General features: G+C 50.7%; 18 protein-coding genes and 1 pseudogene. 5 read left to right on the top strand and 14 right to left on the bottom strand.

What is annotated here, in order from left to right; all coding sequences use genetic code 11:
- Positions 1-81 precede the first annotated feature (81 nt).
- Genes SynBIOSE41_RS11105 through SynBIOSE41_RS11085 form a run of 5 tightly spaced genes read right to left on the bottom strand, consistent with a single transcriptional unit; the run spans position 82 to position 9,731 of the window.
- On the bottom strand, positions 82-429 hold the full coding sequence (locus SynBIOSE41_RS11105) for a phosphomannose isomerase type II C-terminal cupin domain (protein WP_255475724.1): 348 nt from the start codon (positions 427-429) through the stop codon (positions 82-84).
- A complete protein-coding gene (locus tag SynBIOSE41_RS11100) occupies positions 426-2,114 on the bottom strand; it encodes an ATP-dependent RecD-like DNA helicase (RefSeq protein WP_186537947.1) in 1,689 nt (562 codons plus the stop codon). Before SynBIOSE41_RS11100 ends, SynBIOSE41_RS11105 begins: the two co-directional genes overlap by 4 nt.
- Positions 2,114-5,764, bottom strand: coding sequence for a UvrD-helicase domain-containing protein (locus SynBIOSE41_RS11095; RefSeq protein WP_186537946.1), 3,651 nt, complete (start codon positions 5,762-5,764; stop codon positions 2,114-2,116). The genes SynBIOSE41_RS11100 and SynBIOSE41_RS11095 overlap by 1 nt, the downstream gene beginning before the upstream one ends.
- A gap of 5 nt (positions 5,765-5,769) precedes the next feature.
- Entirely contained in the window at positions 5,770-9,081 is a 3,312-nt protein-coding gene (locus SynBIOSE41_RS11090; protein WP_186537945.1) for an exodeoxyribonuclease V subunit gamma, read from the bottom strand.
- Positions 9,075-9,731, bottom strand: coding sequence for a metallophosphoesterase (locus tag SynBIOSE41_RS11085; RefSeq protein WP_186537944.1), 657 nt, complete (start codon positions 9,729-9,731; stop codon positions 9,075-9,077). The genes SynBIOSE41_RS11090 and SynBIOSE41_RS11085 overlap by 7 nt, the downstream gene beginning before the upstream one ends.
- On the opposite strand from SynBIOSE41_RS11085, the gene SynBIOSE41_RS11080 reads away from it, so the two are divergent.
- Together SynBIOSE41_RS11080 and SynBIOSE41_RS11075 are read left to right on the top strand one after the other, a co-directional pair.
- The gene (locus SynBIOSE41_RS11080) at positions 9,687-10,064 is read left to right on the top strand and encodes a hypothetical protein (protein ID WP_255475723.1); all 378 of its coding nucleotides are present in this window, start codon (positions 9,687-9,689) and stop codon (positions 10,062-10,064) included. The two genes, SynBIOSE41_RS11085 and SynBIOSE41_RS11080, sit on opposite strands and share 45 nt — an antisense overlap.
- A 424-nt stretch (positions 10,065-10,488) precedes the next feature.
- Entirely contained in the window at positions 10,489-10,671 is a 183-nt protein-coding gene (locus tag SynBIOSE41_RS11075; RefSeq protein WP_186537943.1) for a hypothetical protein, read from the top strand.
- Between the two features lie 326 nt (positions 10,672-10,997).
- On the opposite strand, the gene SynBIOSE41_RS11070 is transcribed toward SynBIOSE41_RS11075, so the two are convergent.
- The 6 genes and pseudogenes from SynBIOSE41_RS11070 to SynBIOSE41_RS11045 all read right to left on the bottom strand — a co-directional run bounded on the left by SynBIOSE41_RS11070 (position 10,998) and on the right by SynBIOSE41_RS11045 (position 20,359).
- Positions 10,998-12,545: a calcium-binding protein gene (locus SynBIOSE41_RS11070; protein WP_186537942.1), complete on the bottom strand. Its 1,548-nt coding sequence runs from the start codon at positions 12,543-12,545 to the stop codon at positions 10,998-11,000.
- 1,294 nt (positions 12,546-13,839) lie between these two features.
- Entirely contained in the window at positions 13,840-14,220 is a 381-nt protein-coding gene (locus SynBIOSE41_RS11065; RefSeq protein ID WP_186537941.1) for a Dabb family protein, read from the bottom strand.
- A gap of 782 nt (positions 14,221-15,002) precedes the next feature.
- Positions 15,003-15,716 (bottom strand): annotated as a pseudogene (locus SynBIOSE41_RS18125) (carbon-nitrogen hydrolase family protein).
- A 1,298-nt stretch (positions 15,717-17,014) separates the two neighbouring features.
- Complete coding sequence (locus SynBIOSE41_RS11055) at positions 17,015-17,491, bottom strand: hypothetical protein (RefSeq protein WP_186537940.1); 477 nt, start codon at positions 17,489-17,491, stop codon at positions 17,015-17,017.
- A 799-nt stretch (positions 17,492-18,290) separates the two neighbouring features.
- The gene (locus SynBIOSE41_RS11050; protein ID WP_186537939.1) at positions 18,291-18,935 is read right to left on the bottom strand and encodes a MarC family protein; all 645 of its coding nucleotides are present in this window, start codon (positions 18,933-18,935) and stop codon (positions 18,291-18,293) included.
- Positions 18,936-18,964: 29 nt separating this feature from the next.
- Positions 18,965-20,359: a glutamate decarboxylase gene (locus tag SynBIOSE41_RS11045; RefSeq protein WP_186537938.1), complete on the bottom strand. Its 1,395-nt coding sequence runs from the start codon at positions 20,357-20,359 to the stop codon at positions 18,965-18,967.
- A 359-nt stretch (positions 20,360-20,718) separates the two neighbouring features.
- On the opposite strand from SynBIOSE41_RS11045, the gene SynBIOSE41_RS11040 reads away from it, so the two are divergent.
- Entirely contained in the window at positions 20,719-21,057 is a 339-nt protein-coding gene (locus SynBIOSE41_RS11040) for a hypothetical protein (RefSeq protein WP_186537937.1), read from the top strand.
- Here the strand turns inward: SynBIOSE41_RS11040 and SynBIOSE41_RS11035 are convergent.
- Positions 21,031-21,708 carry a hypothetical protein gene (locus tag SynBIOSE41_RS11035; protein WP_255475722.1) on the bottom strand — a complete coding sequence of 226 codons (678 nt, stop codon included), beginning with the start codon at positions 21,706-21,708 and terminating at the stop codon, positions 21,031-21,033. The genes SynBIOSE41_RS11040 and SynBIOSE41_RS11035 overlap by 27 nt on opposite strands.
- A gap of 1,650 nt (positions 21,709-23,358) precedes the next feature.
- Positions 23,359-23,535 carry a hypothetical protein gene (locus tag SynBIOSE41_RS11030; RefSeq protein ID WP_186537935.1) on the bottom strand — a complete coding sequence of 59 codons (177 nt, stop codon included), beginning with the start codon at positions 23,533-23,535 and terminating at the stop codon, positions 23,359-23,361.
- A 161-nt stretch (positions 23,536-23,696) separates the two neighbouring features.
- Here SynBIOSE41_RS11030 and SynBIOSE41_RS11025 point away from each other — a divergent pair, with 161 nt between their 5' ends.
- On the top strand, positions 23,697-23,945 hold the full coding sequence (locus SynBIOSE41_RS11025; RefSeq protein WP_186537934.1) for a Nif11-like leader peptide family natural product precursor: 249 nt from the start codon (positions 23,697-23,699) through the stop codon (positions 23,943-23,945).
- 462 nt (positions 23,946-24,407) lie between these two features.
- Here the strand turns inward: SynBIOSE41_RS11025 and SynBIOSE41_RS11020 are convergent, their stop codons facing one another.
- Entirely contained in the window at positions 24,408-25,397 is a 990-nt protein-coding gene (locus SynBIOSE41_RS11020; protein ID WP_222930538.1) for a hypothetical protein, read from the bottom strand.
- 602 nt (positions 25,398-25,999) lie between these two features.
- Here SynBIOSE41_RS11020 and SynBIOSE41_RS11015 point away from each other — a divergent pair.
- The gene (locus SynBIOSE41_RS11015; protein ID WP_186537932.1) at positions 26,000-26,305 is read left to right on the top strand and encodes a hypothetical protein; all 306 of its coding nucleotides are present in this window, start codon (positions 26,000-26,002) and stop codon (positions 26,303-26,305) included.
- Positions 26,306-26,400: the final 95 nt, after the last annotated feature.

Raw genomic sequence — 26,400 nt, 5'->3', positions numbered from 1 at the left:
ATCCTTCAAATCAGGCCTGCAACGTCCCATCGGCATGTTGTGCCGCGCTGTATTGCTTGCCTTCTTTTCAAAGGTGAGAAATTAATTTATCACCCTGCCGAAGTCATCCTCCAGTCGTTCGATGTCGGACTCCAGCAGAATTGCTCCCTGTTGGACTTCGATAATCAGAAGATCTCCGGGGCCTCCGAAGGCTCGGTGAATGGCCTTGACGGGAATTTCAAAAGTGTTTCCGACCGAAGCGTCTATCCAGGCGCCATCGCAATAGACAGACCCTGTGCCAGCGGCAATCACCCAATGCTCGCTGCGATGTTGGTGGCGCTGCAGGCTGAGCCGTGCGTTCTCTTTGACAAGCAGCCGCTTCACTTTGTAGCCGGGCCCTTCGGCCAGCTCCTCGTACCAACCCCAGGGACGCTCCACTCTCGTTGTCACACCGACCCCTGACGATCGATCGCCCCAAGCATGCCGCTGCTCTTCAAAGATGCCAGTCGCATCACAGTCAGTTGATGTCGCGCTCTGGTGATAGCGGTGTAGAGAAGAGCTGTGTTGCTTGCGTCATCGCAAGGTGGCCAGAGCAACAGAACCTGATCAGCCTCGCTGCCCTGAGCTTTGTGGACGGTGAGAGCAAGCGCAGGCTCGATTCGCCGGATTCTGGCGGGGTGCAGCAGTCGATAAACCCCTTTGCCGGAGTCATCACTGCATCGGAACAGCAGTCTGCGTGTCTCGCCACTGCCAATGCACAGACCGAGGTCTCCATTGGCAAGACCCAGTTCCATTTGATTGTCGCTGCAGAGAACCGGCAGCCCCTCGGGCCAGTCACCGGCATCAGTGCCCGACACCAGATGCCGGTGAAGACTGTCCACGCCCCATAACCCACGACGTCGCGGACAAAGCACGATCAAGGCATCGAGATGCTCCAGCAGGGCATTGGCCTGTTCGGGATCTGGAGAGCCATCAGCTCTGACGTCCAGGCTGTTGGCCGCCAGTCTCAGCTTTTCCAGCTGCTGATTCACGGCATCCGTCACCGCATCTGGAAACCCAGAAGACTCCGTCAGCAGTTGATGCACGTTGGCCTCGTCATCGAGATCAGCGAGATCAGCCCAGAAGGCCACCGGCCCCTTCTGGCACAGCAGGGAACTCAGCCGAGCCAGGTCTCCTCGATTTCTGTACACCTGATGAAGACGCACAGCAGCAGCGCCGAATCGCCGTTGGAGGTCCGCTTTCTGGAGGTGCTGCCAGACAGCTCCCACTCCGATCGGCGGCAACTGGTTGGCATCACCAACAAGCAACAGCTGTGCATTGTCTGGCAGAGCATCCATTAGTGCCTGCGCCAGGGTCAGGTCGACCATTGACGCTTCGTCGACCACCAGCAGATCCAGCGCCAGAGGATTGCGGCGATGGCGGCTGAAGCCTCCTGGTCTGGCCTGCAGCAGCCGATGCAGTGTGGTGCAGGGCAATTCCGAGGTGCGTTGATCGCAGCGGATCGCGTCCTGCAGTCGTCGTGCCGCTTTGCCTGTCGGAGCAGCCAGATGAATGCGCAGGTCGCCACGATCGGCCATGGCTTGAATCAACATGGCGCGAACGGTGTTGGTTTTGCCGGTACCAGGCCCTCCACTCAGTAACACCACCCTGTGATTGCTGACGGCGTTCACCGCCGCCAGCTGCTCCGGATTCAACTGCTGGTCTGAAGCCATGGCTTCGATGTCACTCTCACTGCGACGTCCGTTTGGGTTACCGAAGGGTGGAAGTGCGCTGCGTTTGATCAGCGTCTGCTCCAGTGTCTCCATGCCCTGATGCCAACGTCGCCAGAGCAGGTGATCCCCGTCCATTACCATCAGCACAGGGTCTCTGTGCAGCCAGCCACTGGCTTCAAGCACCTGTCGGTGCGTCTCTGGCCAGCCATCGGTCTCAAGCTCAGAGGGTTGCTTGCCGTCGGCTCCCAGATCGATGCTCATTTCTCCCTGGCTGAGGGCCTGGGTCATCGCCTGCACTAGGTCGTTGAGTGCGGTGAGCTCGTTGTCACCGAACTCTGCCGGAGGGGGACAGCGACGCAGCAGCATCGACATCATTCCTCTGCTCAGAGCCGTTGAGGAACCTGTTCGATCACGTGGATCCATCAGGCCTCACCTCTCAGAACAGAATCGAGAGCGCGGAGGCGTTGAAGAGGTGCGGCTTCAAGAATCACGCCGCTGCCACCAGATCTGGAAACACCACGAAGGAACACGTAGGCGTACCCGCCAAGATGTCGCTCAGGTTGATAGCCGTCCAGCCGCCACTGCAGAAATCGGTGCAGGGCTACGAGGTAGAGATGGGCCTGGAGAGGATAGTGATGCTGGTACATCTGCTCCTCCATGGCGCACTGTGAATAGTGTCGTGGTCCGCAGTGCAGCGGACGCCCATTTACATCTCTTTCACCGATCCAGTTGCTTTTCCAGTCCGCAACCCACCAGCGTGCCGTGGCGGGGTCGTTGCCATCTGTGAACACCAGATCGATGGAGCCGGTAAGAAAGCCTCGGCTCAGAAACTCCAGATCTTCGAGGGAATCGGCATAGCGTTCACCGAACCGTCGGTTGGGTTCGATGCGAAAGGCACGCGCCAGTTGCTTGGGCTGGACTGCTCTGCCCTGGTGAGCCACAGGCAAATCAAAACTGAGTTCATGCAGGCGTCGTCCACTGTGCAGTGACCTCAGCTGCAGATCGCCGAGTGGTCCTCCAAAGGGGGCTTGCACCAGTGTCTCCAGACCCTCGAAAACTGCATCAACCAGGTCGGTCTCCAGGCCGGAGCGCGTCAGTTCTCGTTCCACCAGAGCGCGATTGTTCTCCTGTTCGATCTCTTGATCGAAGGGAATCTGCTCCAGGATGCGGTGCAGGCAATCACCGGCTGCTGCACCCCTCGGGAATGATCCCAAGGGGCTGTCATCCGGATCTATCGGCTCACCCTGATCATCGAACAAGAGGCGTTCGGAGTCTGCGCCGGTCCTGGCATCCATGTCGCGCCCTTCCTCAAGGTTGCGGGGGTCCGGGCTGGTGGCTTTCGCACTGCCATGACTTGAGATCCAGGCCGAATAGCTGCTGCGCCCCCAGCTGCGATCAAAGCTGTGACCTGGCACTGCACCACATTGCAGGTTCCGTTCAACAACTCGGGGGTGCCAGCGCTCGAGAACAGGATTGATTTCGGTTCGGTGCAGGCTGATCAACGGTCCCGGTGGATCAGCGAGTTTCTCCAGCCATGGTGCGAGTGGATTGCCTTCCTGGCGTGCTGCCCTGGCCTGAAACAGAACAAGATGGCGTTCGGCCCGCGTGATCGCGACATAGGCGAGGCGTTCTGCTTCCGCTCGACTTTCAAGTAGATCGCAATGACTGGCCGCGTGCCCCAGTCCCCATTGAGCATTGAGCGCTACGCGCCAGCTGCCGGAGTTATCCCCCGGGGGCACACGCCACAGTGGACCTTTCCCTGGGGAGGGCGCTTCCCATAAATAGGGGCAGATCACCACCGGATACTGCAGACCCTTGCTGCGATGAACAGTCACAACGGCAATCGCACATTCGGCCAGATCACTGAAGGGCTGTCGCTGTTCCTGGATTGTGTCTGGAGGGTGAAAGCGTTGGCGTCGCAACCAGTCGGCACCACTGGAAGCATCCAACCCCAGGCGGTGCATTGTGTCCTGCACGAGTCGTGCACATTGCTGAAGGTCGCCGAGTAAGCGGCCGCGGCTGGACAGATCTGCCACGGTCTGCCCATCCATCAGGCGTGCCAGGCAACCCATCAGTCCCAGTTTCGGCAGCTCGACGGCAAGCTGCTGGAGCTGTGAAGCCAGCTGATCCAGCTGACCGTTGTCATCGGCGGCTGCTAGATCCTCGCTTCTCCACTGCAGGAGTGAGGACACCGCCAACTGCCGTAAGCCACCGGTATGGGCAGGACGGGCGAGCGCGTCAAGAAATGTCTGCAGATCGGAGGCTCCTTGGCTGGTGAAGACATCGCCCTGACTGACAAGGCGGCTCGGTAGACCGGCAGCCGCCAGTTCGGCTCGAATGTCTTCGGCCTGACGATGCCTGCTCACCAGGATGCAGAGTTCGGAGGGATCCAGGTCCGGATCGTGTCCCAGGGTGAGCAGGATCAGGTTTGTTGCAATGCGGGGGATCCGCTCCTCCAGTGAAGTTCTGCTGCTTCCCCCGTCGTCGTCATCAGGATTGATGTCGACAATCTGGAGTGATGAGCTCCCCTTCGGTAGTGGTAGTGGTTGTGCGCAAGACCTTGGGATGACTTCGGGTACCGATAGTTCGGAGAGCCGAAGTCCAGGAGCCATCAGCTGGTTCATGGCCTTCATCAGTAGCGGTGTTGTGCGGCGGTTGTCGAGCAGTTCATCGATGCAATCCGCATCACGCCGTGCCGCTTTATAGGTGTTCAGATCTCCACCTCGGAAGCGGTAGATCGCCTGTTTGGGGTCACCGACCATCAGCAGCAGGTGGTTCGGCGTTGTGAAGGCGGTTTTGAGCAGTCTCCACTGAAGCGGGTCGGTGTCCTGAAATTCATCGATCAGCACGACGCGGTAACGCGCTCGCAGAGGCGTGATCCAGGCTTCTGCTGTTTCTGACTGTGCGGGGTCGAGTGCGTCCAGCAGCCCTGAGAATCCAACCACTCCGCATTGTTGGCGTCGGGCATGGAGCTGCTTCAGTCCCTTGATCAGCAGATGGCGCCAGGTCTGTTCGGCTGGTCCGTCCCAGAGGTCGGCAACAGCGGCCTGCAGTGCGGGACAGGCAAGGTTGGGATCGGCTTCACCGCAGGAACGCGCTGTTTTCTGAAAGGTGCCTGGATGGAAATAAGCACCGAGAAGCACCTGGTTACGGACTTCGATGTAGTGGATTGGATGTCCACTGGTCTTGCTGATGTGGTCCGTCCAAGTGTCGAGCTCTCGGCTTCGGTCTTTTCTGGGGCGGGCACTGAAAGGCTTGGTGTCGCTACAACCGACGCTTCTCCATTCAGCGGCGCAGCCTCGAAGGGCTTGTTCCAGGGCCGCACCATCGGTGTGCCATAGATCGAGGAAGAGCTCCCAGCGGCTCTGCAACCAGCTCTGAAACACCTCACAAAGAGATTGCTCCGCTGCAATCGCTTCCGCGTCTTCTGCGATGCGCACCGCACAGTCACCATCAAGCTTCTGGAGTGCGGAGGTGAGCGCTTCGGGCGAAAGACCTGCTCGCATCAGTCCAGCCACATGTCCAGGTTCAAGCTTGAGGACCTCTTCTCGCCAGAGGTCATGAGCCACCTGGATGGCCAGGGTCTGTGGATCATCGTCAAGGTTGAGATCGATGGCCTGACCGTTCTGCAGCGCCTGCCGACGAAGACTGCGGCGGCAGAATCCATGGATTGTTGTGATGTCGGCCCGCTCCAGGGCTTCGAGGGCCTCGAGCAGTCGACTGGCCAATAGCCTGCGCTGCTTGGAATCCTGCCCGTGTTGTTCAAGCCAGTTCTGCAGGACTGCATCCGTTTCAGGCAACAGGGTGCTGTTCCGTTCCTTTTTCAGCAGGCCCTGCAGCGCCGAGTCAAGACGACATCCAATCCTGTCGCGCAACTCATCGGCGGCGGCTTCCGTGAAGGTCACCACAAGCAGTTGATCGAGGCTCAACGCTTTCTCCGTCACCAGTCGCAGTACGAGGTGGGCCAGGGCGAAGGTCTTCCCCGTTCCAGCGCTCGCCTCCAGGAGTCGAACGCCGGGCGTCAAGGGGTAGGTATTGGCTTCGAATCGTCTCGTTCCACCAGCGGTTGCCATCTTCATCAGCACCGTGCCTCGAGTAAGGGCTCATACAACGCCTGGAAGGCTGCTCCGAAACCTTCATGACCCAACAGCAACTCGGCGTCACAGTGGCTGCCGAAGCAGACTTTCTGTTCGGACTGATCCCGTTCAGCCCAGGCGCTGAAGCTTCCCTGCCAGCGATTGATGAAGGCCCTGTCCGCTGCTTCCGCCCCTTTGGACCACGCCAGTGCCCTGGCCAGGCCGCTGTCGGGTGGGACAGGCCAGCACACTTTTGATCCATGCTGAGCCAGCCTTTGCAGAACCCTGATCTCGTGTTCAGCCTCCAGTGGTTTCAGCGCTCTCCAGCGCATGGCGATATGGAATTGATCGGCTTTTGTACTGCCGTCTTGTCGGCACACCACTGCGGTGTTGCAGTCTGCATCTTCCAGCTGGGCAAGCAGGTGCTTCAGCCAGCTCTGCAGCAGAGTACGTGACCTCAGCCTTGATGTGCTGATCTGAACGGCTGTCTCGCCCGCCATCACAAGGGCTGAACGCTGAGAGGTCGGTTGCTGCTGTAGGCGCAGAGGCCCGAGGCTCAGAGCAGTCTTTTGGAGGTTCTGCCAGCGTCGCTCCAGCCGATCGTCAGCCAGTTCAGCAGCAGCGCCAGGAGGCATCAGGCCTTGCCCGTAACTGCGTGCAATCCAGTCTCCCGTCGCCTCAACATCCCAGCGGGCGTTGGGATCGTTGGCCAGCAGATCGAGCTGTTCAGAGAGACGCTGGCTGAGCAACTGATGACAGTCGAGTTCCGGTAACGACAGGGGTGAAAGATCGTTGACGGGATCGCACCATTCAGCAGCATCGATGCCCTGGCGTTTCAGCCATTCCTTCTGAGGGGCTTGCAGCCAGCGTTCCAGTGTTTCGATCGCCTCCGAGGTGATTGGCAAGCCTGCATCGCTTGTTGGATGCTGCCAATCAAGGGGCAGGGCCAGGCCCAAATCACGATGCTGTTGATCATTCCCGGTCTGTGCATCGAGATTGCGTCGAGCGTTCAAAAGTCTGCGGTCGCAACTGATCGCATCGGTTTGTGGCGTAGCCATGAAATTGGCGACATCCAGAGGATTGGCTGGAGGGTGAATCAGCAGCAGATCCATCTGCTGTGGGTCGAGCTGCTCTGCAAGCAGACTCAGCCACTGTTGTACTGGTGGGCATGGCGGCAGGTTCTCGCCTTGTCGTTCATCACGGCTACTCCAGCTGATCAGCAGATGCTGTCGAGCTGAGAGCAGTGCCTCAAGCAACACATAACGATCCTGGTCGGTGCTGCTGGGGTCGCCGAGTCGGCGTTGCAGTTCGAGCAGGTGAAAGCCTGCACGTTCCTGATGCCTTGGGAAGGCGGACGCATCAAGACCCATCAACACGATCACGCGATGTGGGATGGCTCGCATGGGCTCCAGCGCGCTGATCGTGAGAGCACCGCTGCGGTGGCCGAAGCGGCCGCTTTCCGTTGAAAGTGCTTCCTCCAGCACCCTGATCACAACAGCAATATCCAGCTCCAGCGAGCAGTCATTGGCCTGCAGCTGCCAGTACTCCAGGCATTGATGAATGGCCTGCAACTCCCAATCCCATTGACCACCGTCATTGAAAATCTGCTGAAGCAGCTTGCGCAGTCGATCCACCCATTCAGTGCAGGGAGCGCTGCGACGCAATTGGGCGATCCATCCGGCCAGTTGATCCAGCAGTGGCCACCACAACTGCAGTTGCTGCAGGCTCAGATCCGTCAGCGCAGGTGCGCAGGAATCAATGGCCAGTCCAGGTTCTTCCGGTAAGGCCAGACCCAGCAGCCAGCGATCCAGGCACCAGCGCAAGCTATTGGTTTCATCTCCGTTGCGTTCACCTGCATCCAGACCCCAGCGGAAGCCACTGCGCTGAAGTGCATCAGTGATCGCCATCGCGTCCTGCGATGAAAGCTGTTGCAGGTCTTGCAGTGCTGGGTTACCAAGCAGCGCTTCCAGTCCGCTTGCGGTCAGCCGATCAGCGCTCAGGCGCAACAGGCTCATGAAGGCCTGCTGAAGCCCAGGACAGTTTTGCTGACTGCGATCGGTCAATCGCCAGGGAAGGTCCACACCGGTGGCATCCCTGTCCGAAAAGACAGAAGCCAGCAGCGGTGCATAGCGCTCTACATCGGGGGTCATCACCAATACGTCTCTGGGCTGCAGGCTTGGATCGGCAGCCATCCAGCTGAGAATGCGATCACGTACAAGCTGCACTTCTCTCCAGGGACCTGCACAGCCCATGAACAACAGGGAATGATCGCCTTGCTTGATTGACAGGGATGCCTGGTCCGATTCGCCCTTTGCGAGTTGCCGTTGCAGCTGCTCCAGCAGGGACGCCTGGGAGTCCTCTTGCTGTTTCATCACAGTGGGATCAGCAAACAGGTCCCCCTGTTCCCAGCTGCCCAGCAGACACTCGCCGCTTCCTTCCAGAAGCAACTGAAATTCGGCGCCCATCCTGCCCAGGATCCCCTCCAGGCGCGGAGCTTCGATCAGCCAGGAGCCATCGGGGGAGTTGGTCCAGTCCTCGCCAAGCTGACTCCGTCGTCGCTGCGACCGTTGCCAAAGGTCTGGACAGGGTGTGAGCAGAAACAAGTCCACGCTGATGCGTCCTGCCAGGGCCTGCAACAAATTGATCTGGACTGGGGCCAGATTGCTGACACCGAAGAGCCGTAGGCGTGCGGGTAGCGGCAGCGCGGGGTCTTGACCGTTGCGGAGTCGTTCAACCACCTGTTGCACCTGCAAACCGAAGGGCCTGCATGGCAAGCGCTCTGCCAGAGCGCGGGCCAGAAACGGCTGCCACTGCAGGCCTTCGGGGAGTTGATCACCCGCACCTTCATTCAGCCAATCGGCGAGCTCCTCCGGTCTGTAGAGCGCATAGTCGTCGATTGCATCGGCCAGGCTGCGGGCCAGCTGCCACTGGTCACGATTGAGTCGTCCCTGTTGACCACCATGGAGCTCCCACCACTCTCGAAGGTTTGTCGCACAGCTCTGGTCAAGCAGGTTCGGAAGAACCTCCAGGACCTGCCAGACCAGACGTTCCGCTCTCCATGGATCCTCAATGGCAGGAGCATCGCTGAGCACGGTCTGCACGAGCTGTCGCAGGCGACTGCCAGGGAACGGAAAGCGCACCAGTGCACTGATCCCGTTGACTCTCGCCAGCTGTTCTCCGAGCCAACGACTGGTTGGCCAGGTGTTGACGACCACTTCGATCTGTTCAAACGGGCCGGGAGGCTCAAGCCTGAGTTCCTGGGCTAGAAGCTCAGCGAGCAATTCAGCTCTGTTGCTGCGGTAAACCCTCAGCAAGGTACTTCTGCCGTCAGCTCATGGCTGGCTGCGGGCATGGCCTTGTCACTGGCCTGTCCGATCACCTGCACCACCGCATCAGTTTCGGGGCAGAACGCAGTGAGCAATCCGCCATAGACCGCGCCGGTGTCGATCATGATGATCTGGCCGCGTCGCTCCACAGCTGGTCGGGGCGTATGGCCCACCACCACAGTTCCATAGCGACCGTCGTAGCCCTCCCAGAAGGGCTCGCGCACATTCAGATCTGGTTGTCCATGCTCATCGAAGCCGGCATGGGTGGCCACCCATCCATCACCTGAATAAACAAAAGGCAGTGTGCTCAGGCGCTGTTTCCACTCTCTTGTGAGTGCATCACCCAGTTGCCGGTACGTCTCGATGGCCAGCAGATCATTTCTCTCCTCGGTGGAAACGGCCTGGAGGCCTTCGACCAATCTCTGTTCATGGTTTCCTCGCAACCAGGTGGCCCGACCACTGTCCACCAACCCCCATACCAGATTGATGCAAGCGGCAATTCCAGGCCCGCGATTGATCACATCACCGCAGAACACCAGATGATCGTCGGTCGGTAACACGGAAATCAGGCGAAGAAGGGCCTCGTGACATCCATGAACGTCACCGATAACCCAGTGATGGCCCCATGGGGACGCCATTTCAAGCGCTTCGATCACTCGATTCTGACTGTGTACACCAGTGCTGTCAGCGAATGTGATTACGGTGGAGCGTCAAAAGCTCTGGATATGGACCCCCGTTCCCTTTCTCCATTTCGTCGTGTGGCTTTGTTGGTGAGGGCACTCGACGGTGCCAAGAAAACAAATCAAGCGCTGGCCCGCTGCAGCGATGGAGAGGCGATGCTGGATGTGCTGCTTGGTGCCTCACAGAAGCTGAAGCTTGGCTTGACGCGTGAAGAGCTGCGCAACACGCCTCCAATCCGCGATTGGGTGTGGTGGAAGAACAAGGAGGCACTGATAACTATTGGGAAGTGATGCTGAGCAAGTTCTGGGGACTGGGTTATGTGCGGTGAGCGACGGAGTGTCTTCTGGGTTACGGGCGAATCACCACTAATGAGACGGGGTTCAAGGACGGAGTCACAAATGCTCTATGAGGTGAGATACATGACGATGAGAGCATTACTTTCTTCCAACTGCATATGAATAAGGAACAAGACACCATTTCACCTTTTTTGAAGTGGAACAAGCACAAGGTGACGGAGGTTACGAGCAACAGAGGACGAAAACCATCCGTTGAGTATGTGATGTCCAGAGATAAAGGACAGGGGTTGTTTGTTGATAAGAACGCCCGTGTTTTCGTGCCGTTGCGTGCTTGAAACCAGAAATCCTTCAGACGAAGGAAGACGAGGATGAGATATAGGTGCTATGAAATGTGTAGTCCTACCATTTCATCAAGGCAATGTCTAAGAAAGAAAAGAAATTACAACAACCCAAAGAAGGGTTGACTGCTGAACAACTTAAGGGAGTTGATGGTGCAGAAGGCATCTTCCAAACCAATGCCGCTGCCCCCACTTGGGAGCAGGAACAACTCAATGCCGAACTTGAAGCGGGTGCCGCTAACGACGCTATAATGGGGTTTTAAACAATAATTAGTGGTGCTGGTTTATATGGTGCCAGCGACACCGAATATTTATTTCCTTTCTTCGGTGGACATAGAAAGAGGAGGGATTTAATCTTGCCCTCCTCTTTCTTTATGCGATTAATTTTGATCACGCCAGGTGGTCGATGAAATATTCTTCGGTGTTTATTTCTCTGCTGACACCTTTCAACCCTTCGTCACTTAGCTCGTGCTTGATTTCCGGTCAGTAGTTATAGCAATAGTTTGTAGACTCTCACTATCAATAGTAATGGAATGAAGAGCCCCGCAGTTGGTGTGGTATCAAGAAGGATCTGACTTTGAATGTAATTTTATACCGCTGTCACTTGTTCAATATCAGTGATTCCAACTAGCAGCATGATTTGGTCGCCTGAGTCGTCCGTAAACATCAAGCCAGATCCAATCTGGCTCCAGCTTCCACTCATTGTGAGGTCAATAACATCCTCTCCAACGGTGTAGTCCTTAATCACAGCATATCCTTCACCGGTTACTCCACGGAATGTATCTGAGCCGTTGTCGCCCCAAGTTTCTCCTTGACTGACTGCCATCAAGTCGTTGTCTTTGCCACCCCTGTAAACCACGCCGTCAACATGACCTGTGATTCTGTCTTCACCACGGTTGCCATTCACTGAAGTTCCCTCTTCTGCGTTCACAACGTAAATTGTGTCCCTATCTCCTCCACCAAGGTATTTACCGGAACCAGCTTTCAAAACAATGGTATCGTTTCCCATATTACCATTAACAGAAGTGCCTTCTTCTGCATTAAAAACCTCAAAGGTATCATTGTCTCTTCCTCCCAAGTACTCACCAGAGCCACCTCTTAAAATAATTGTATCTTCTCCCATGTTGCCGTTCGCGAAGTTACCTTTACCACCAATCACTTCAAGAAAGTCATTACCTCCCATCATCCGAAGTTTAAAATTTGATTGGTTTATTAGTACATCGTCTGCAGCGGTGAGCTGAGTAACGCCACCGATTATTTGTATATTATCATCGGCTAGGGCGTGATTAGCCTCAGGAGTTTGCACGGCTGGTAAGGAACTTGCTGACAGGGGTCTGTTCGTAGGAATTAAATAGTCAGAGCCATCGAAATTGTTCGGCACAGTGCCTGGGAAATGAACAGATCCATTCACTGGAAGTGATCCATAATAGTCGGTAGTTATTTTGCTTCCTTCGTTAGGCAAGTTGTCCCAAGTTGATTGGAGTGCATAAGGAATCGATGTACTGAATGGCTTCGCATCAGTTGGAAACTTACCTTCTTTACCTAATGCATAAACATCTCCAATAAATCCCTTAAGGAGTCCATTATCGTGTAAGGTAGAAATAAAGTTCCAATTTCCTTGCTTGGGAGGAGTTGTGACTTGCAGCTTGAATATTGGTGACAATAGTGTTTGTATTTTGTTAACATCATAGTCGCCTAAACTCTTCACATAATAGGAATCAAAGACTGGAATCCTATCTATAGAAGGATATAGCTGTTTAACTGACCAAAGTACCGCCGCAACCCCGGCATAAACCTCATTCGGTTTGGCATTCGCAGTCTTAGCATCTGCAATCTGAAAATTCTGCGCATAAAACCATTTTGATGAGTCTCCTCGATTTTTTAGGACCGAGCTCTTTCCTTGAGCTTGTATAAACGCCGCATCAAGTATCGCAGTTGGGTCCACTTCTTGACCGATTTTTTCCCACAGTCCTGCGCCCTGTGCATTCAGAGCAGCGGACAAGCCAAATAGTCGTCCATTATTGTTAATTTGGTCTTGAAATGCTGTGCTCGCCTCATTCCCGATGATTGTAGATCCTTGTGGAGTGTTTGCCCATTCGTCTAGGCCTTCCAAATAATATCCAATGCCCTGTGCCATAATGCATTAATAGTTGATTTAGTTATAGCAAACGATTTCACAGTGAAACCTTAAGATCACTCCAGATCTGAAAGTTACTCAACCTCTTCCATCAAGATCCTGAGGGGGAACAGAAGGTTGGCATTTCAAGCAAAGTGACGAATGAGCTGATTGTCCTTGAGAAGTTCTGACTCCTCAATGTTTGGTGTTTACTCTTCAAACATTACCCCACATCCAATGTAATGGTCTTTAACATGATTCAAGATGGCTACTGCAATGATTACATATTCCTGGCATGATGCGGTAAGCACCCAGAGATACTTAATGTGGTTTAATTACTCCACAAGTTGAAGCAGAATTTAATCCACTGTTTGCATAAGAGTAGCGGTTCTGGCCATGCTCCAAGAGAGGCGAATATCTCCATCAGCAGTTTCCTTGTCATCAACATTCAGTGCCTGCTGTTTCGTATCAGCCATAAAGTTGGTGGCCTTCTTCGTATCAACTGCTCCTGTTGAATCTCATTCTAAGGCTAAGCGAAAGTTCTCCCGCCAATTTGCAGCAGGAATTCTCTTATTTTGCTGAAGTTTTATCTCCATTATCCGGTTTTTAATTATTCCGAATATTGTGGTTTTGTTTTGTCCTGAGATAGGTCTTTGACACGGGTAACCCTCTGGATAAGGTGGGTTGAGGCGAAGATTCGCAGCCACTTAATTTGTTGTGTTGTGCTACGGGTTTGGTTATGGGCCGACCCTCAAATTCCAGTAGGAAACAGTGTACTGATGTAGTGAAAAAATAAAGAAGCGCTGATCACTATTTGGAAGTGATAACGGGATGGCAGTTAGAGCACCCTTGTAATGAGTGCCACAGAAGATTGATTTACAGATAGCAGGATTTGTGGTTAAAAGCGTTCGCAAAATTGAATCTAATTGCACTTCATCTAACCTGAATTTATCAAGGATTGAGTGCCAGTGATGCTGTTATTCGATCCCAAATTTTACTGTTATTTCAAATGCTTTTTACAAAAGTCTCGTTAAGATTAGGAATCACTTGGTTTCTTGTCCACTCGACATAATAAAACTATTCGGTTGTGACCTGCGCATCAACTTCTGACATCAATATATAGAGCTTAATACTCTTCCCGTAAATACTAAGAAGAACCCATTAACTAAAGTGGAAGACTTTGAATCTGTAAATCGCCAGCACAGGGATTAATGTTCAACCGATCCCAAGCCAAATTCAATATCTCAATGGGGGCTGATTTTTTGAAGGTTTGGCCACCATAGGGGCTACTATTGAACACCCGTTTGGTTGGTAGCTATATCCTTGGCAAACAAAAGTCGACAGTCAGCACCCCTTTCATGCCGCCCTCGATTAATGGCATCATGGCTGGGGATAAGTCAAGGTGAGCCTTTGATGTGTCGTATAAAATTCGATAATTCTTGTCCTCAAAAATTATAAATAAGGCATGATTGTAGCCTCTGGCCAGTAACGTTACATCAGGCAAAATGCTGAAAGCATCAACAATTTCCTTTGGCAAGTTAAACGTTTCTAAAGGTCCGGCGTGTGCCAACTCAATCCCTGGAATTTTGTTTTTCAATGCTTTGACCTGCTTATCCACATCAGATAGCGCCTTTGAGCTCACTTCTTTTTTGACTTTCCAAAGGCCAATGTGAACGATTTTCGGTGAAGTCATCATCAAATGATCGGTTCAGTTAAGCGTAGTTCGTGATGGCGTTTTGTCATGCTCTGCTCTCAAATAAAAGCAGGCCGAAATCGCTGAGACTATTGCAAGGGGCTTGTGTATAAGACCTTTCAGATTCGATTCAAAATTTGCTTAGCGATGTGAAGATCACCTCGGCCTTGAATTACGCAGCATGCCTGTCCGCCTCTCCGCAGTCGAGAATAGATATTCAATAACCATGCCTTGTCTTTGATCTGGTAGAAAGTCTTGTCTAACGATCACCATTATTTCAGGCTTCAGACCCAGAGAGATGTGTCTCTTTTCAACAGCTGCTGCGGCTTCTGTGAAATGGTCAACATTGATTTCTGACTGATCTGGCTGAACTGCTCAGGATGGAGTTGTATTTGTGTTTCGTTACTTCCCCTTTTTCGTGGCAGGCTCTTTCCTGAGCCAAGTGCTCGGTTCTATTGGTGTTGGGATCTGTCTTCTTGACCAACTGAAGTCGGCTTCCTGTGTGCTACGGGCAAAATTTTGAGTCCCAGTGATTAACTGAGATGGGCCCTAGTGGAAGAACAATATGACTGATGTTATTTATGTCACAATAGGAAAGTCAAGCTGGGAGAGCGACTGTACGCTCTTCATAAGCGCCAGAAAGAGTTAGTGAGGCATCTATGACCATAGTTCTCTCAGAAAAGTTGTTCTGGGATGAAGCCCTTGATCCTGCAGATAAGTTCCATTGCATTAGGTATCTATGTTGATCGCGATCATCAGGCTTAGGTTGTGAGTGATTTTGACTTTTAATTATCCCCCAAAATAGCCGCTCTTTGTTGCTGCCTATTGACTTCAAGACTGAAGATATCCGGGCGATTGTAGTGACCACCTACATCAAGGCTTCGCCGAGAGCTGCGTACCTCAGAAAGATCAATTTCAGCATAGAGGATACCTACTTCCGATGCTAATGGGCCAGCGATGTTGGTTCCACCAGGTGCAATGATCGAGCTTTTGCCGGAATTGATTTGCTCATCATCAGTAAAGATTTGCTTGCAACCTGGAAAATCTGCTGGAATATCAGAACCACGCATGCAGGTGCAGCAACTGATCACATAGCAACGTCCTTCCCGCGCAATATGTTGCATACTTCCTTGCCAGCCATCACTACTATCCCATGTCGGCGCAACAAAAATTTCAACACCTTGTGACTACAGAGCCATGCGAGCAAGCGGCATGTAGTTTTTCCAGCAAATCAGTGAACCAACACGTCCCACCTGCGTTTCATTGACACGTAGCCCTTGCCCGTCTCCAAACCCCCAAACCATTCTTTCAGGGTTGGTAGGCATCAACTTGCGGTGAACATTTGCATAAGCACCATCACCATCGATATGCACATAGCTGTTAAAGAGTGTTGTACGACTCTGCGAATTGTCGATCTCATTGATGCCGATCAGGATGTTTACTTGATGACGCTTTGCAATGGATCTCAGTGGCTTTAGGTGAGGCCCATCGAGATTCACTTCATTGCATTCTCAAGCATCAGTGCACCAATCTCAGACGACAGGTCCGTGTCTAAGCCAGGTCTTAACTGCCATATGTAGGTTGGATACCCGGCGATAAAAGCCACAGGCAAGACAATCAATTTTGCGCCAGCTTTTGTAGCGGCATCGATAAGTCCTACCGCTCCATTGTTGCCAGTCGCTTGCCAAGTACAGGCGCATGTTGAATCACCGCAACTTTTGAGAGCATTGGCTGATTGTTATTCAATACTTGTAAGTTGATGGTTGTTCCTGCATTCATCATGCAACATTGCTTGACCTCCGACGTGAGTTTTCTTCCCCTATTCTGAGATGCAAGTGTGTCTTGTTGTAGCCTTCAACTCGTTTTGAATGCGATTGATGTGAAGTCCAATGGCTGTGGTTTGATAGAAGTAAATAGTTCAGGCAGCCCCTTTCTTCTTCTTGCAGTGTTTACGAACTCAAGGTCCCGTTTACCTTTCGTAAGACCAAATCGTCATTCCTTCTTCCATAGGAACAGCCTTAAGGGAACCACCAACCACCTTTCGCGCAAACCATCAACTCATTATTCGCATACATCTCAGTCCAACCATTTATCTGTTCCTCAACTTCACAAGTTCGTGAAGGATTCCATAGGCGAAATAAATTGTACTCCTTTTCATTCCAGGCATTGCTTGCTAGAGGTTTTCAGTAAGAGATTTTGGCATTGTGTTTGTTTACCGCTTCTTTAACTGTTGAGGTCATTGCTCTCTTGGCCTTAGTATTTCTCCAGCTGCTTTTGTACACCTACTTCCTTGGTTTGAAATCTCCTGGCATTAATCGATAGATATAGGTAAAAAAAACTATTTTGTAGGCAGTTGAATCACTTCTAACAGGGATGCAAGTTGAATCTTCAAGGTAGATGGTTTGTCACGGTGCGAAAGTCCTATACACTCCATCAATTACATGTAACGCTTCTCTTTTATTGGTCCTGCAAATGTTATCAGTACTTCCCTGATTGTTGCACTATCTGCTGATGTCGCAAGGAGCTGCCCCTGGGTACTCCCTATTACAATCTTTGATGTGCTGGATAGATTAGGAGAACGGCCATTGACTCAATATCGAGAAGACTGAGGTCGTCATATTGAGTTTGGCAGCTATGTAAGACTCGACAGAGAAAAAGCAGAAGCTTTTGAGTCGTTACTATTGATCCAATGAAGCCAGCGTTTGCAAATATTTAGTTCTCAATCTTCGCCAAACTGATATGCAATAAGACTAATATTGGAATGACTAATTAAATTAATTTTAGCAATTATTGCGTCTCAGTTTTTGCAGACCCATGCCTGGAATGTTGTATTGTATTCGACTCCTGCTGAGCATCCGGGGTGAATATAGGCTTTGTCAAACCTTGTATTTTTGTCTACATATTTGCCATCGTTGCAATACCAACCAATACCCATTGATCCGCCATCTTTGGAAAACCCAGCTCCCGTCGTGCAATTTGTGTGAATAAATGCATTGTCAGCACAGCGCCAGGCTGCTTGACCTCCCTCGGACATTTTTGGAATATATTGTGGCGACCTTCCTGACTCTGTTGTACAACCTTTCAAGATTTCACAGTTATCAAGTTTGGTTGATGACGTAACTAGTTTTCCGTCGGTGCAATACCAGCCGATTCCCATTGATGAGTTAGGATCATTGCTATAGCCAACTGTTTTTTCACAATCTGTGTGTATCCAGCATGGATCGTACTCATCGTTGGCAATACTTGGGTTTGTTGTTGCTTCCAGCACGCCCATTGAAAAAATGGTACTTAGGGCCAGTGGTACGCACAGTTGGAACTTATTGAAAACACTTTTCTTTGTCATTCGTTTGCTGTGTCTTCGTGGACAAAACGGACTGTTCCTTGAAGCTAGCAACAGATTGATAGATCAACGTGGTTTTAATACTTTTTGTGGATCTGTATTCGTCGCTGCTACGAGTAATCCTGCGCAAGATAGGGCTTCATACTTGATGTGAGTGATTGCCAAATTAATCGGCTCAAATAGGTAATCATTCTGTCGCACTCAGAAAGATCGAGTTTGGCTAGCGAGCTTACATGTCTATTTTCCGTGTATAGGTAGGCGCTTATTGATTATTGCTATCAATCTCGCAAGTGCATAAAATATATTGAATATCTTTTTTGACGGATTGCACTTTTTGATCTCCATCGCAGCTCGTTCTCTTGAAGATGTCGCGCGTATTGCTCAAGTATATGATCACAAAATTACTCTTTATAAGCTCGCTAAACCTCCTCAAGCAGAATTGAAGTCATTGCTGGTTGTTGATCGACTGACGGAAAGATTGTTTGCTAGGAGGAGGTACTATTCTCAGGTCCCGGTGCCAGCACGCTTTGAAGCCTGAATGAATACTGCATGTTAGATTTATCGGAATGATGCACGAATTTTTCTTGCAAACTTTGTTCTAATCTTTTTCAAATGTTGATTAAAAAGCGTAGTTCGAATCGATAATCTTTTTATTTATGCAGCCTTTGATTTTTGATTTATTCCAATCACTTGGCGATTATTGAGGTATTGCTTGCGAGCTTGACGATGATTGCTATCCAATCGCATTAATTGATGCGTCTTGATATTTCAAGTAGAATGATCCTATTCCTTGGGCGAGAAATTGAATTCCTATTGATAGCATGAATAGGCCCATGACTTTGATGAAGATTTCCATGCCCATTGTGCCTAGAAGGGTCATAATTTTGCTGCTAAATCTGAAAACCACATAGTTGACAACCACTAAGGCGATTGTTGCTCCAAGTAACTCAAGAGATGTGCCCGTGCTGGCAGCCGTATCTGCAAAGAGAACCACAGCCGAAAGTGTTGCGCCGCCAATTGTCAGTGGGATTGCAAGTGGAACGACCGCAGCTGAATACAATTCTGAGTCGCTGAGTTGTTGTTGATGATTTTTGATTTCAGTTGCATCTCGTTTAGGTGTCGTGTCCGACTTGGAGTTCAGCATTCCAAATCCAACTCGACCTAGGATTAATCCACCTGTGATTTGAAATGCGTCGACGGAGATCCCGAAAAAATCAAGGATTCGTGTGCCCACCAGCATGAACAAGACCAGGATGATCAGACAGGCGAAACTGCTGATCAGAATCAACCGGTGCACTTTTTGGCGCGGTATTCCTTGGGTGAGCATCAGAAAAGCTCCCAGCGCTGAGACGTTGTTCCCGATGGCGAGCAGTCGCATCAGGTAGTGCTGAGACGAGCTGGTATCGATCAATGGTGGAAGGGACGATGATCAGGATTGGGATCCTCCATTGGCTGCTTCAGCTGCTGGAACCAGTCGACGGCATTGCGAATGTCCCGCAACAGCAGGTCAGCCATGTCCCGGGTGAATCCAGCGCGGATCACAAAGCGCAGCACCGCCAGGTCTTCACAGGCGGCAGGCATCGTGTAAGCAGGAACTTGCCAGCCCCTTGCTCTCAGGTGATCGGACAGCTGGAACACGCTCCAGTTCTTCACCGAGTCCTCGAGGGTGATGGCGAACACAGGCAGCTGACCCCGTGGGTGGCTCAGCAGCTTCATGCACTCCATCGCCTGAAGTGAGTCAGCGATGTAGGACGCCGTGTTCTCCAGGCGGCTCATGCGTTGGCGATAACCCGCCTGGCCCAGATGGATGAAGTTGAAGTACTGAGCTACCACCTGCGCACCTGGACGGGAAAAGTTCATGCCGATGGTTGGCATCTGGCCGCCGAGATAGTTGACGTTGAAGCGCAGTTCTTCAGGGAGGTCATCCTGCTGCCGCCAGAGCACCCACCCCACACCTGGAAGCACACCACCGTATTTGTGGCCGCTGGTGTTGATCGATTTCACGCGGGGCAGTCGAAAATCCCAGCTCAGCTCGGGAGAATTGAACGGGGCCACAAAGGCGCCGGAAGCACCATCAACATGGATCGGTATATCGAGTCCCGTTTGCTGCTGCAGCTGATCCAGCCCCTGCTGGATGGCTTCGATTGGCTCATAGCTTCCATCGAAGGTGCTTCCCAACACACCTACCACACCGATTGTGTTTTCATCGCAGGCCTGGATAGCGCCCTCAGCCGTCATCTGCAGGTGATCCCTTGTTACCGGCACCATGCGTGCCTCGACATCGAAATAGGCGCAGAACTTGTCCCAGCAGATCTGAGTGTTGGTGCCCATCACAAGGTTGGGGCGGCGATCATCCAGCCCCTGTGCGTTTCTGCGCTGACGCCAATGCCAGCGCAGCACCATTCCCCCGAGCATGCAGGCTTCACTCGATCCCGTTGTCGATGTTCCGACGGCATCATCAGGATCCGGTGCATGCCAGAGGTGCGCCAGCATTTTCAGACAACGATTCTCGAGCTCAGCGGTTTGTGGATATTCGTCCTTATCAATCATGTTCTTATCGGCACACTCACGCATCAGATGCTTCGCCTCTGGCTCCATCCAGGTGCCAACGAACGTGGCCAGATTGAGCATGGCGTTGCCATCCAGCATCAGGTGATCGTGGATCAGCCTGTAGGCAAGATCCGGCTGTAAGCCGTGTTCGGAGAGCTGATCCCGGGGTAATTCAAGCTGTGTCTGATTGCTTTGGCTAAGGCGGTGACCCAGGGTGGTTTGGAGATCGATTCCGGATTCAGAGGAGGTCAAGTTGTGTTCCTGTTCACAGCGGTTCTTCACTGGTAGCCACAGTTGCAGGGAAAGGGAATCATCCTGCCGTTCATCAGCGGGCAGCCTGAACTCTGTGTACAAAGCAGGCCTTGGGTCCTTCTTGTTGCTGCAGAGCTTCCATTGATGATGACGTGGATGGATCTGAAAGCTTGTCGGACGGAAGACTCTGCAAACGGCGCCCGAACCGCTGTGATTTGTTCAATGGTCCAATGTCTGTTGTCAACGCACTGAAGACTGTTGGTTGATCCACAGCATTGCCGGATACCGCACAGATTCCGAGGGCGTGATCAGCCCTCGGACCCGGATTCTTTCTGAATGCATGGAGGCTTCTCATCGTGATGGAGGCAGCACTCTCGATTCAGGAGCGGTTGGTTGAGTGGAGCTTGTCTGTTGTCTGCTGGTGTCTGATGGGAGCCGGTGAGGCTGATCAATATCGCCAACTCATTGGGGTGTCACTCAGGTTGATTCGCTTTTGTTCAGCTTCTGCAAGCATCACGGCAGCAAAAGATTCCAGTGCTCAAGTAATGAATTTTATGATGAGTATGGCATTCATTCTCAGTGAGATGAATATCTGTATGATTGATAGTGTTGGACTGCGGCAGAGGTCATTGTTGGGGGCGTTAAATCAATATCACACCGTTAACAGGTTTTTATGTGCTGGTGATCTCGTCTTCTGAACATTCAGCCAGGCTTAAGAGTCCAACCACTGCGAAAGCAAGAGAGCCAAGGAACGTTGTTCGAGCCGCCATGTCTGCATTAAAAACGCTTTGCTCTGGCAAGTGATTTGGAAGAGCCGCTAACGCAGATTGCATGAACCATAGGCAGCCCAGTCCGTTAACCATCGCGATCCACCAGCCGAGGTGATTTGGTTCATAGACCAGCAGCTTTCCGTGGCCAACCTCAATCAGGCCATCGGCAGCGGAGATTAAAAATAAAATAGATCCCAAAAGATTTGGAAGCACTGCTAGCAAAAGCCAGCCAATTTCATTTGGCTGAGCCCAACCCCAGAGAAAGAAGGTGTTGATGTTAAATAACACCGTTCCCATGCTCTGGGTTAAGGCGCAGCGAAGACCACACCACTGCCAGTTTTCTGTTTCTGCAGGAAGTTTCTCAACAGCAATTTGTGCCTGTCTCAGTTGCCACCAGCCCCCTGCTGTAAAGAACACGGATCCCATTGCAAGTGTTGCTGAACTGATCTCTACTGCTCCTGGCTCTATCAGCGACCACAACGATCCGATAGCAAATAAAAGAGGCCCAACAATAAAGGCCAGAGATGTAAGAACCTCAAGGCGATTGAGTTGCTTGGGATGACAAAGCGCCCGTGTCATCGATCTGAGGCTCAGACGTTTGAAATGAACAACGGTTAAGGGGCCATGGCCCTTTCGAAGGCGACGGCTGGTCAATATTCCCGTAGGGTGTTGCCAAGCGGTCACTCCTAGACGGGTGCGCCAGTAGGCCTTGAGCTGAGGATTGCTACTGCCAGTGATTAACTCTTTATTCATGTGTTTGCACCGCAACGTTTCCCGATGGATCCATGCAATGTGTATTACTATGGTTGATTCTATGCATGAATTCAATCCGCAGAACGAATGCTACTCAAAATCATTGCTTTCAAGTGATCAAGGTTTCGATTTCGTGCTTTTTGCCATCAGTCTTCAACGTTCTGACGTGTAAATCATCATCTTTCAGCCCCCATGATCAGCCTGAATGACTGGTGACTGTTGTTGATGTGGTGGATGTTGACAAACTTTATTCGTAGATGTGATTGTTCAGCTACCTGTTTGGGAGTAAGCCAAAGTCCCGTCGATGAATGTGATGGCTCAATATTCTGTTCAATTGTTCAAGTATTTCATTGTGCAATGCCTTGAAAGCAGCTTCGATTCCACCCTGCAATCCTTGCTCCCTAAATGATGAACTCCGTGGCTGATTGATGAACACTGAAACCCTTCGACTGATGCCCCTTCACAGATACCAAAACACATCCTGTTGGTGGGTCCTGTCTCCAGTCGTGCCCAGTATTCAATTCCCAGTGCCCAGTGCCCAGTGCCCAGTGCCCAGAGCCTAGATCCGGAATGGATGGCTGCTCTGACTCTGGGTTCCATGCATGATCGCGGATGCCCTTGTAGATGGCGCAATGACCCTTTTCAATGAGTCCTTGGCCATGACCAACAAGCCGTTAACAATCTTGGACCAAGATCCAGTGCTCTGAAAAATTGGAGACGAACGCCTTAACATCCGCGATTGAGTTTGTCGCTCAAGATGAGCTGATCACTGTTCTGAATCAACTCGCCTTTCTTCGTTCGGAAATGTGTCACCATTGTGCGAATGATCACGACTTTTACCGTTGGGTTGACTCTCTTGTTTTTCTGAACTGCCCTGTTTGAGCTGTTGCTTGTCATGATGCTTCGGATGAAGTCTGTCATGATCCGCTTTGTGTGGGCGTCTGTCACTTTGATGATGTTCGTTGCTCATATCAGTTGACCTTCTTTCGCAATGAAGCTGGTCCCTGTTCGTTTAGCAGCACATCAGTTTCTTGTCCGACTTGCTCTCGTCCCAGGTTGCTACAGGCGTCGGTGGGGAGGTGATTGACACTCCGATTTCGCTCCACATCAATTTTTAGAGCTCTTGTTTCGTATCGATGTTGTTTGTCGTTTCCATGCAGGGGCGTCCTGACTCTGATCCATAAAAATTCCATGAACCTTTTGGAGTCTGCAGCCAAGTCAGGGGTTTTTGGCAACAGGTCAAGGGTGACTGAGTTTGTGCCTATCGATGCGTCTTCCAGCAATCACTCACTCACCTCCACCAACTGCCAGGCTTGTGTCGGTTCGGAGCACGATCTGAACGATCGTATTGATGAACTGGACCTATTCACCAATCACGGCATCAGTTCTTCTGTTTGTATTCAGGCGTGACAGGCTTGGTTAGCTTCGGTTCCATGAGCGACAGCCAGAGCCCTAGTGCCTGGTTTCGTGGAGGGACTAAGGCCCTCTCCAAACTCCTTGGTCATGTGCTGTGGCCGCTTCCTCCAGTCCAAGGTTGTCCTGATTACTAACGAACTGATTCCAGGTCATGCCGCATTGAACGGTTTTCAGCTCGTTTTCGCTGAGTCTGTTCTGATTTGCATCGGTGTCCTTGTTGGCTGTTTTGTCTTTCATCGGTCTTGCTTGGTGCTCCTTCAAGCTAGTTACCACCCGGTTCAGTTTCAATCCTTCAGATGCAGCATTGAGGGCCAGCCAAGCGCCGCTAAATATCCCCTAATCGAAGGATTGGCTTGTATTCTCTTTATGGGTATTTTGAGATGACTCGCAAAACACCAATGTCCAATGAACAACTCGAGTTTTTCCTTGCCAAAGCTAAAGGCGATACACACCTTCAAGAAAAGCTCAAAACAGCTAAGTCTGCTGAAGAAGTCGTGTGTCTCGCTAAAGAATATGGCTGCGAATTTACTTCGGAGAAACTCAGTAAACTTAGTAAAGAGGAGTTAGAGCATGTAGCGGGTGGATGCTGGATGAACACCTGCTGGGGGTACGGGCCAGGAACAGCTGCAGCTCCAGATTGGAACTAAATGTCAAGGCCATTGACGTATTACGTGTTTCTGCGACATCTTAGAGTATCATAAAAACCTACATGGCCACATCAATCTTCAGGAAAAAATACAAGCAGTAATATTACCTGGTTAATTGATTGGGATTGTTAAAAAGCATTGGAATCAAGCGACTGCTCGTCATATTGCCTTGCTCGGTAAACTGAACTTGAAGATTTGAAAGGTGTTCAGAGCTTTTTCTTGCACTTTAATGCTACATCAGGCTGCTTTTTAGCCTGATCCGATCAAACTTCGATTTCCTTGACTTTACCCAGAGGTTGTTTTGATTTTGACGCTCTTTATTGGATCATTCAATCCAGGCGTTGAAAAACAGCTGTCACAAGCTTCATCATTTAACATAAGAAAAGCCTTGAAATATTCAAAAGGCAGATTTTTCGCTTTTGAATTGTGTGAACGAAAAAGGTGTCTCACTAATGCGCGATCCTACAACTCTGCAACAACATGGGCATAAGTTTTTAGCTGTACTGGCTTATCTTTCTCAAGGCAAATTTTGTAATGACTAAAGATAGCTGCAATCGTATTGTAAGGCAATTGTGGACATGGGAAGATATGACTAAATGGAGTTTTTTTGACTCCTCGCGGCAGATCATTGTATAAATTGCATATCTGCAGTATTAAGTCCTCTTTTAAGTTGAAGCAACTCTGCAGTGAGTTCAAAACAGACCAACTCGTTGACTCTTTAACGTGGTTAGCCGGGAAGATCTCAAAACAAAGTCTTGGGTGGTTTGACGGCTTTGATAAGCATAAATCAAGGCAGCATCGTACACCAGTTTGTTCAAGAGCAGAAAGACATTTTATGGCATTTCTAAATGAAACCTGAAAGTCTGATGAAAACCACTGCCAAAAACTAGGTTGTATATTTTCAAGTGATACAGAAGATTTAAAAACGAGTTTGATCATGTCCCCTCGTCCAATCATGAGGCCAATCCAAAATGGACAGCCAAGACACTCAAAGATATCCTTCAACATTTGCTCACACTCACTCGTTCGATTATCCTTCTCTTGTAAAATAAGACAATAATCAAGGATTTCGTTCAACATTTGTGGAGGCACCTCATTCTTTAGGCTGTCCAGTCTCTGAAACACGCCACCCAGACGAATTGAATTTTCTAAAAAGTCAAATTCGAGATAATGATAATCAGGCAAAGCACAACTAAATGAAGTGTTTCGCTTTTTATATTTGGGACTAGCATTATTGGTGTCAATGGTTTCGAAAAAAGATTGGGATGGTACGAGTTGATCACAACGCTCAACATATAAGTCCCACCAGGTTGGCATAAACTCAGCAGGTAAACGTGCCGCTGGCGACAAAATGCCAAAAGATACATCTAGTGATAAGTGATCCTCATGATGAAATTCAAGCAAGCATTCGTTTGTTTTGCAGGTTTCATCAAGCTTGATTTTGCTTGCCATCTCCAGGATAGGATTCCATAAGTGTTGATCTGTTTGATTGAAAACTTCGCTGGCGGCCCAGGATATTGATTTTTCGAAATCAGTGTATTTCAATTCTTAAAAGTAATATCTAAGCTGCAACTTATAGAAGTACTGCCTTTAGTCTTGCTTTTAATGTCTTTTTGAAATCTATTTTAATCTGAAAGCTGCGAATTCCACACACCGTTGCTTTCGCTTTGCCAGTGTCAGTATTAATTGATCAGCCTTTCATGGGCGATTGATTTGATGTGGTTATGGGCATCGAAGCATGACGGTAGGTCGGAGAGCCCACAACAGGAATGATCTACATGGTTGACGATCAACACCTCAGTCAGCAAATACCAAGATTGAGCGCGTTTAACCCCGCTTCTTAGAAACGGTGGTTTCTGGGGGACCCGGCTGCCTCGGCATCAACGGCTTCCTCGTGTGCTGATTGAAGCCTGGGAGAGGCATTTGAGCCTCTCACCAGAGGCTCACCAGAAACTTTTGGGTGCTTCACCAGAGCTGTGCAGTGGGGTTCACCAGAAAGGCTGTGATCTTGAAGAAGTCAAGGGGGCAAGACCCCAAACATTTACTCCTCAGCCATGACGATCTTTAGTAATGCCACCAAAGTAATCAAAGCAGTTCTTTGCCTTGGTCTTATTGGAGCTACAACAGGTGCTCTAGCCCCAGCTAGTGAAGCGAGAAGCTATGAAAATAAAATACGACATGAAATGAAAGTGAGGCAGCTACGCAGGGAAATTCGCCGCGACAATCGTAACGACAGGTACGGTCGGCGTGCATATCAACGTGAGTTCAATCGTTCTCCACGTGTGATTCCTGTCTATGGAGTCAGGTATGGAAACGTCTATGGAGCACCCGCAGGTTTTGCAATTCAGTTGCGCTTCTGAGGCATTGTCGTCCCCTTCCAGGTCTATAGTCTTAAAAAAATGTTCTTTAAAACGACCTTTTCTTCCTTAACTATGATTTACGTTTTCCTTGCCTT

The sequence above is a fragment of the Synechococcus sp. BIOS-E4-1 genome (assembly GCF_014279995.1).
Classification (GTDB): domain Bacteria; phylum Cyanobacteriota; class Cyanobacteriia; order PCC-6307; family Cyanobiaceae; genus Synechococcus_C.
Note: the sequence above shows the minus strand (reverse complement) of the source record. Positions and strands in the feature narration are given on the sequence as shown.

Excerpts from the sequence above, each read along its gene's own strand:
- SynBIOSE41_RS11100 (WP_186537947.1), bottom strand. The coding sequence starts at position 2,114 with ATGGATCCACGTGATCGAACAGGTTCCTCAACGGCTCTGAGCAGAGGA.
- SynBIOSE41_RS11095 (WP_186537946.1), bottom strand. The coding sequence starts at position 5,764 with ATGGCAACCGCTGGTGGAACGAGACGATTCGAAGCCAATACCTACCCC.
- SynBIOSE41_RS11080 (WP_255475723.1), top strand. The coding sequence starts at position 9,687 with ATGAACGTCACCGATAACCCAGTGATGGCCCCATGGGGACGCCATTTC.
- SynBIOSE41_RS11085 (WP_186537944.1), bottom strand. The coding sequence starts at position 9,731 with ATGGCGTCCCCATGGGGCCATCACTGGGTTATCGGTGACGTTCATGGA.
- SynBIOSE41_RS11075 (WP_186537943.1), top strand. The coding sequence starts at position 10,489 with ATGTCTAAGAAAGAAAAGAAATTACAACAACCCAAAGAAGGGTTGACT.
- SynBIOSE41_RS11070 (WP_186537942.1), bottom strand. The coding sequence starts at position 12,545 with ATGGCACAGGGCATTGGATATTATTTGGAAGGCCTAGACGAATGGGCA.
- SynBIOSE41_RS11065 (WP_186537941.1), bottom strand. The coding sequence starts at position 14,220 with ATGATGACTTCACCGAAAATCGTTCACATTGGCCTTTGGAAAGTCAAA.
- SynBIOSE41_RS11055 (WP_186537940.1), bottom strand. The coding sequence starts at position 17,491 with ATGGGCGTGCTGGAAGCAACAACAAACCCAAGTATTGCCAACGATGAG.
- SynBIOSE41_RS11050 (WP_186537939.1), bottom strand. The coding sequence starts at position 18,935 with ATGCGACTGCTCGCCATCGGGAACAACGTCTCAGCGCTGGGAGCTTTT.
- SynBIOSE41_RS11040 (WP_186537937.1), top strand. The coding sequence starts at position 20,719 with ATGGAGGCAGCACTCTCGATTCAGGAGCGGTTGGTTGAGTGGAGCTTG.
- SynBIOSE41_RS11035 (WP_255475722.1), bottom strand. The coding sequence starts at position 21,708 with ATGACACGGGCGCTTTGTCATCCCAAGCAACTCAATCGCCTTGAGGTT.
- SynBIOSE41_RS11030 (WP_186537935.1), bottom strand. The coding sequence starts at position 23,535 with ATGAAAGACAAAACAGCCAACAAGGACACCGATGCAAATCAGAACAGA.
- SynBIOSE41_RS11025 (WP_186537934.1), top strand. The coding sequence starts at position 23,697 with ATGTCCAATGAACAACTCGAGTTTTTCCTTGCCAAAGCTAAAGGCGAT.
- SynBIOSE41_RS11020 (WP_222930538.1), bottom strand. The coding sequence starts at position 25,397 with ATGGCAAGCAAAATCAAGCTTGATGAAACCTGCAAAACAAACGAATGC.
- SynBIOSE41_RS11015 (WP_186537932.1), top strand. The coding sequence starts at position 26,000 with ATGACGATCTTTAGTAATGCCACCAAAGTAATCAAAGCAGTTCTTTGC.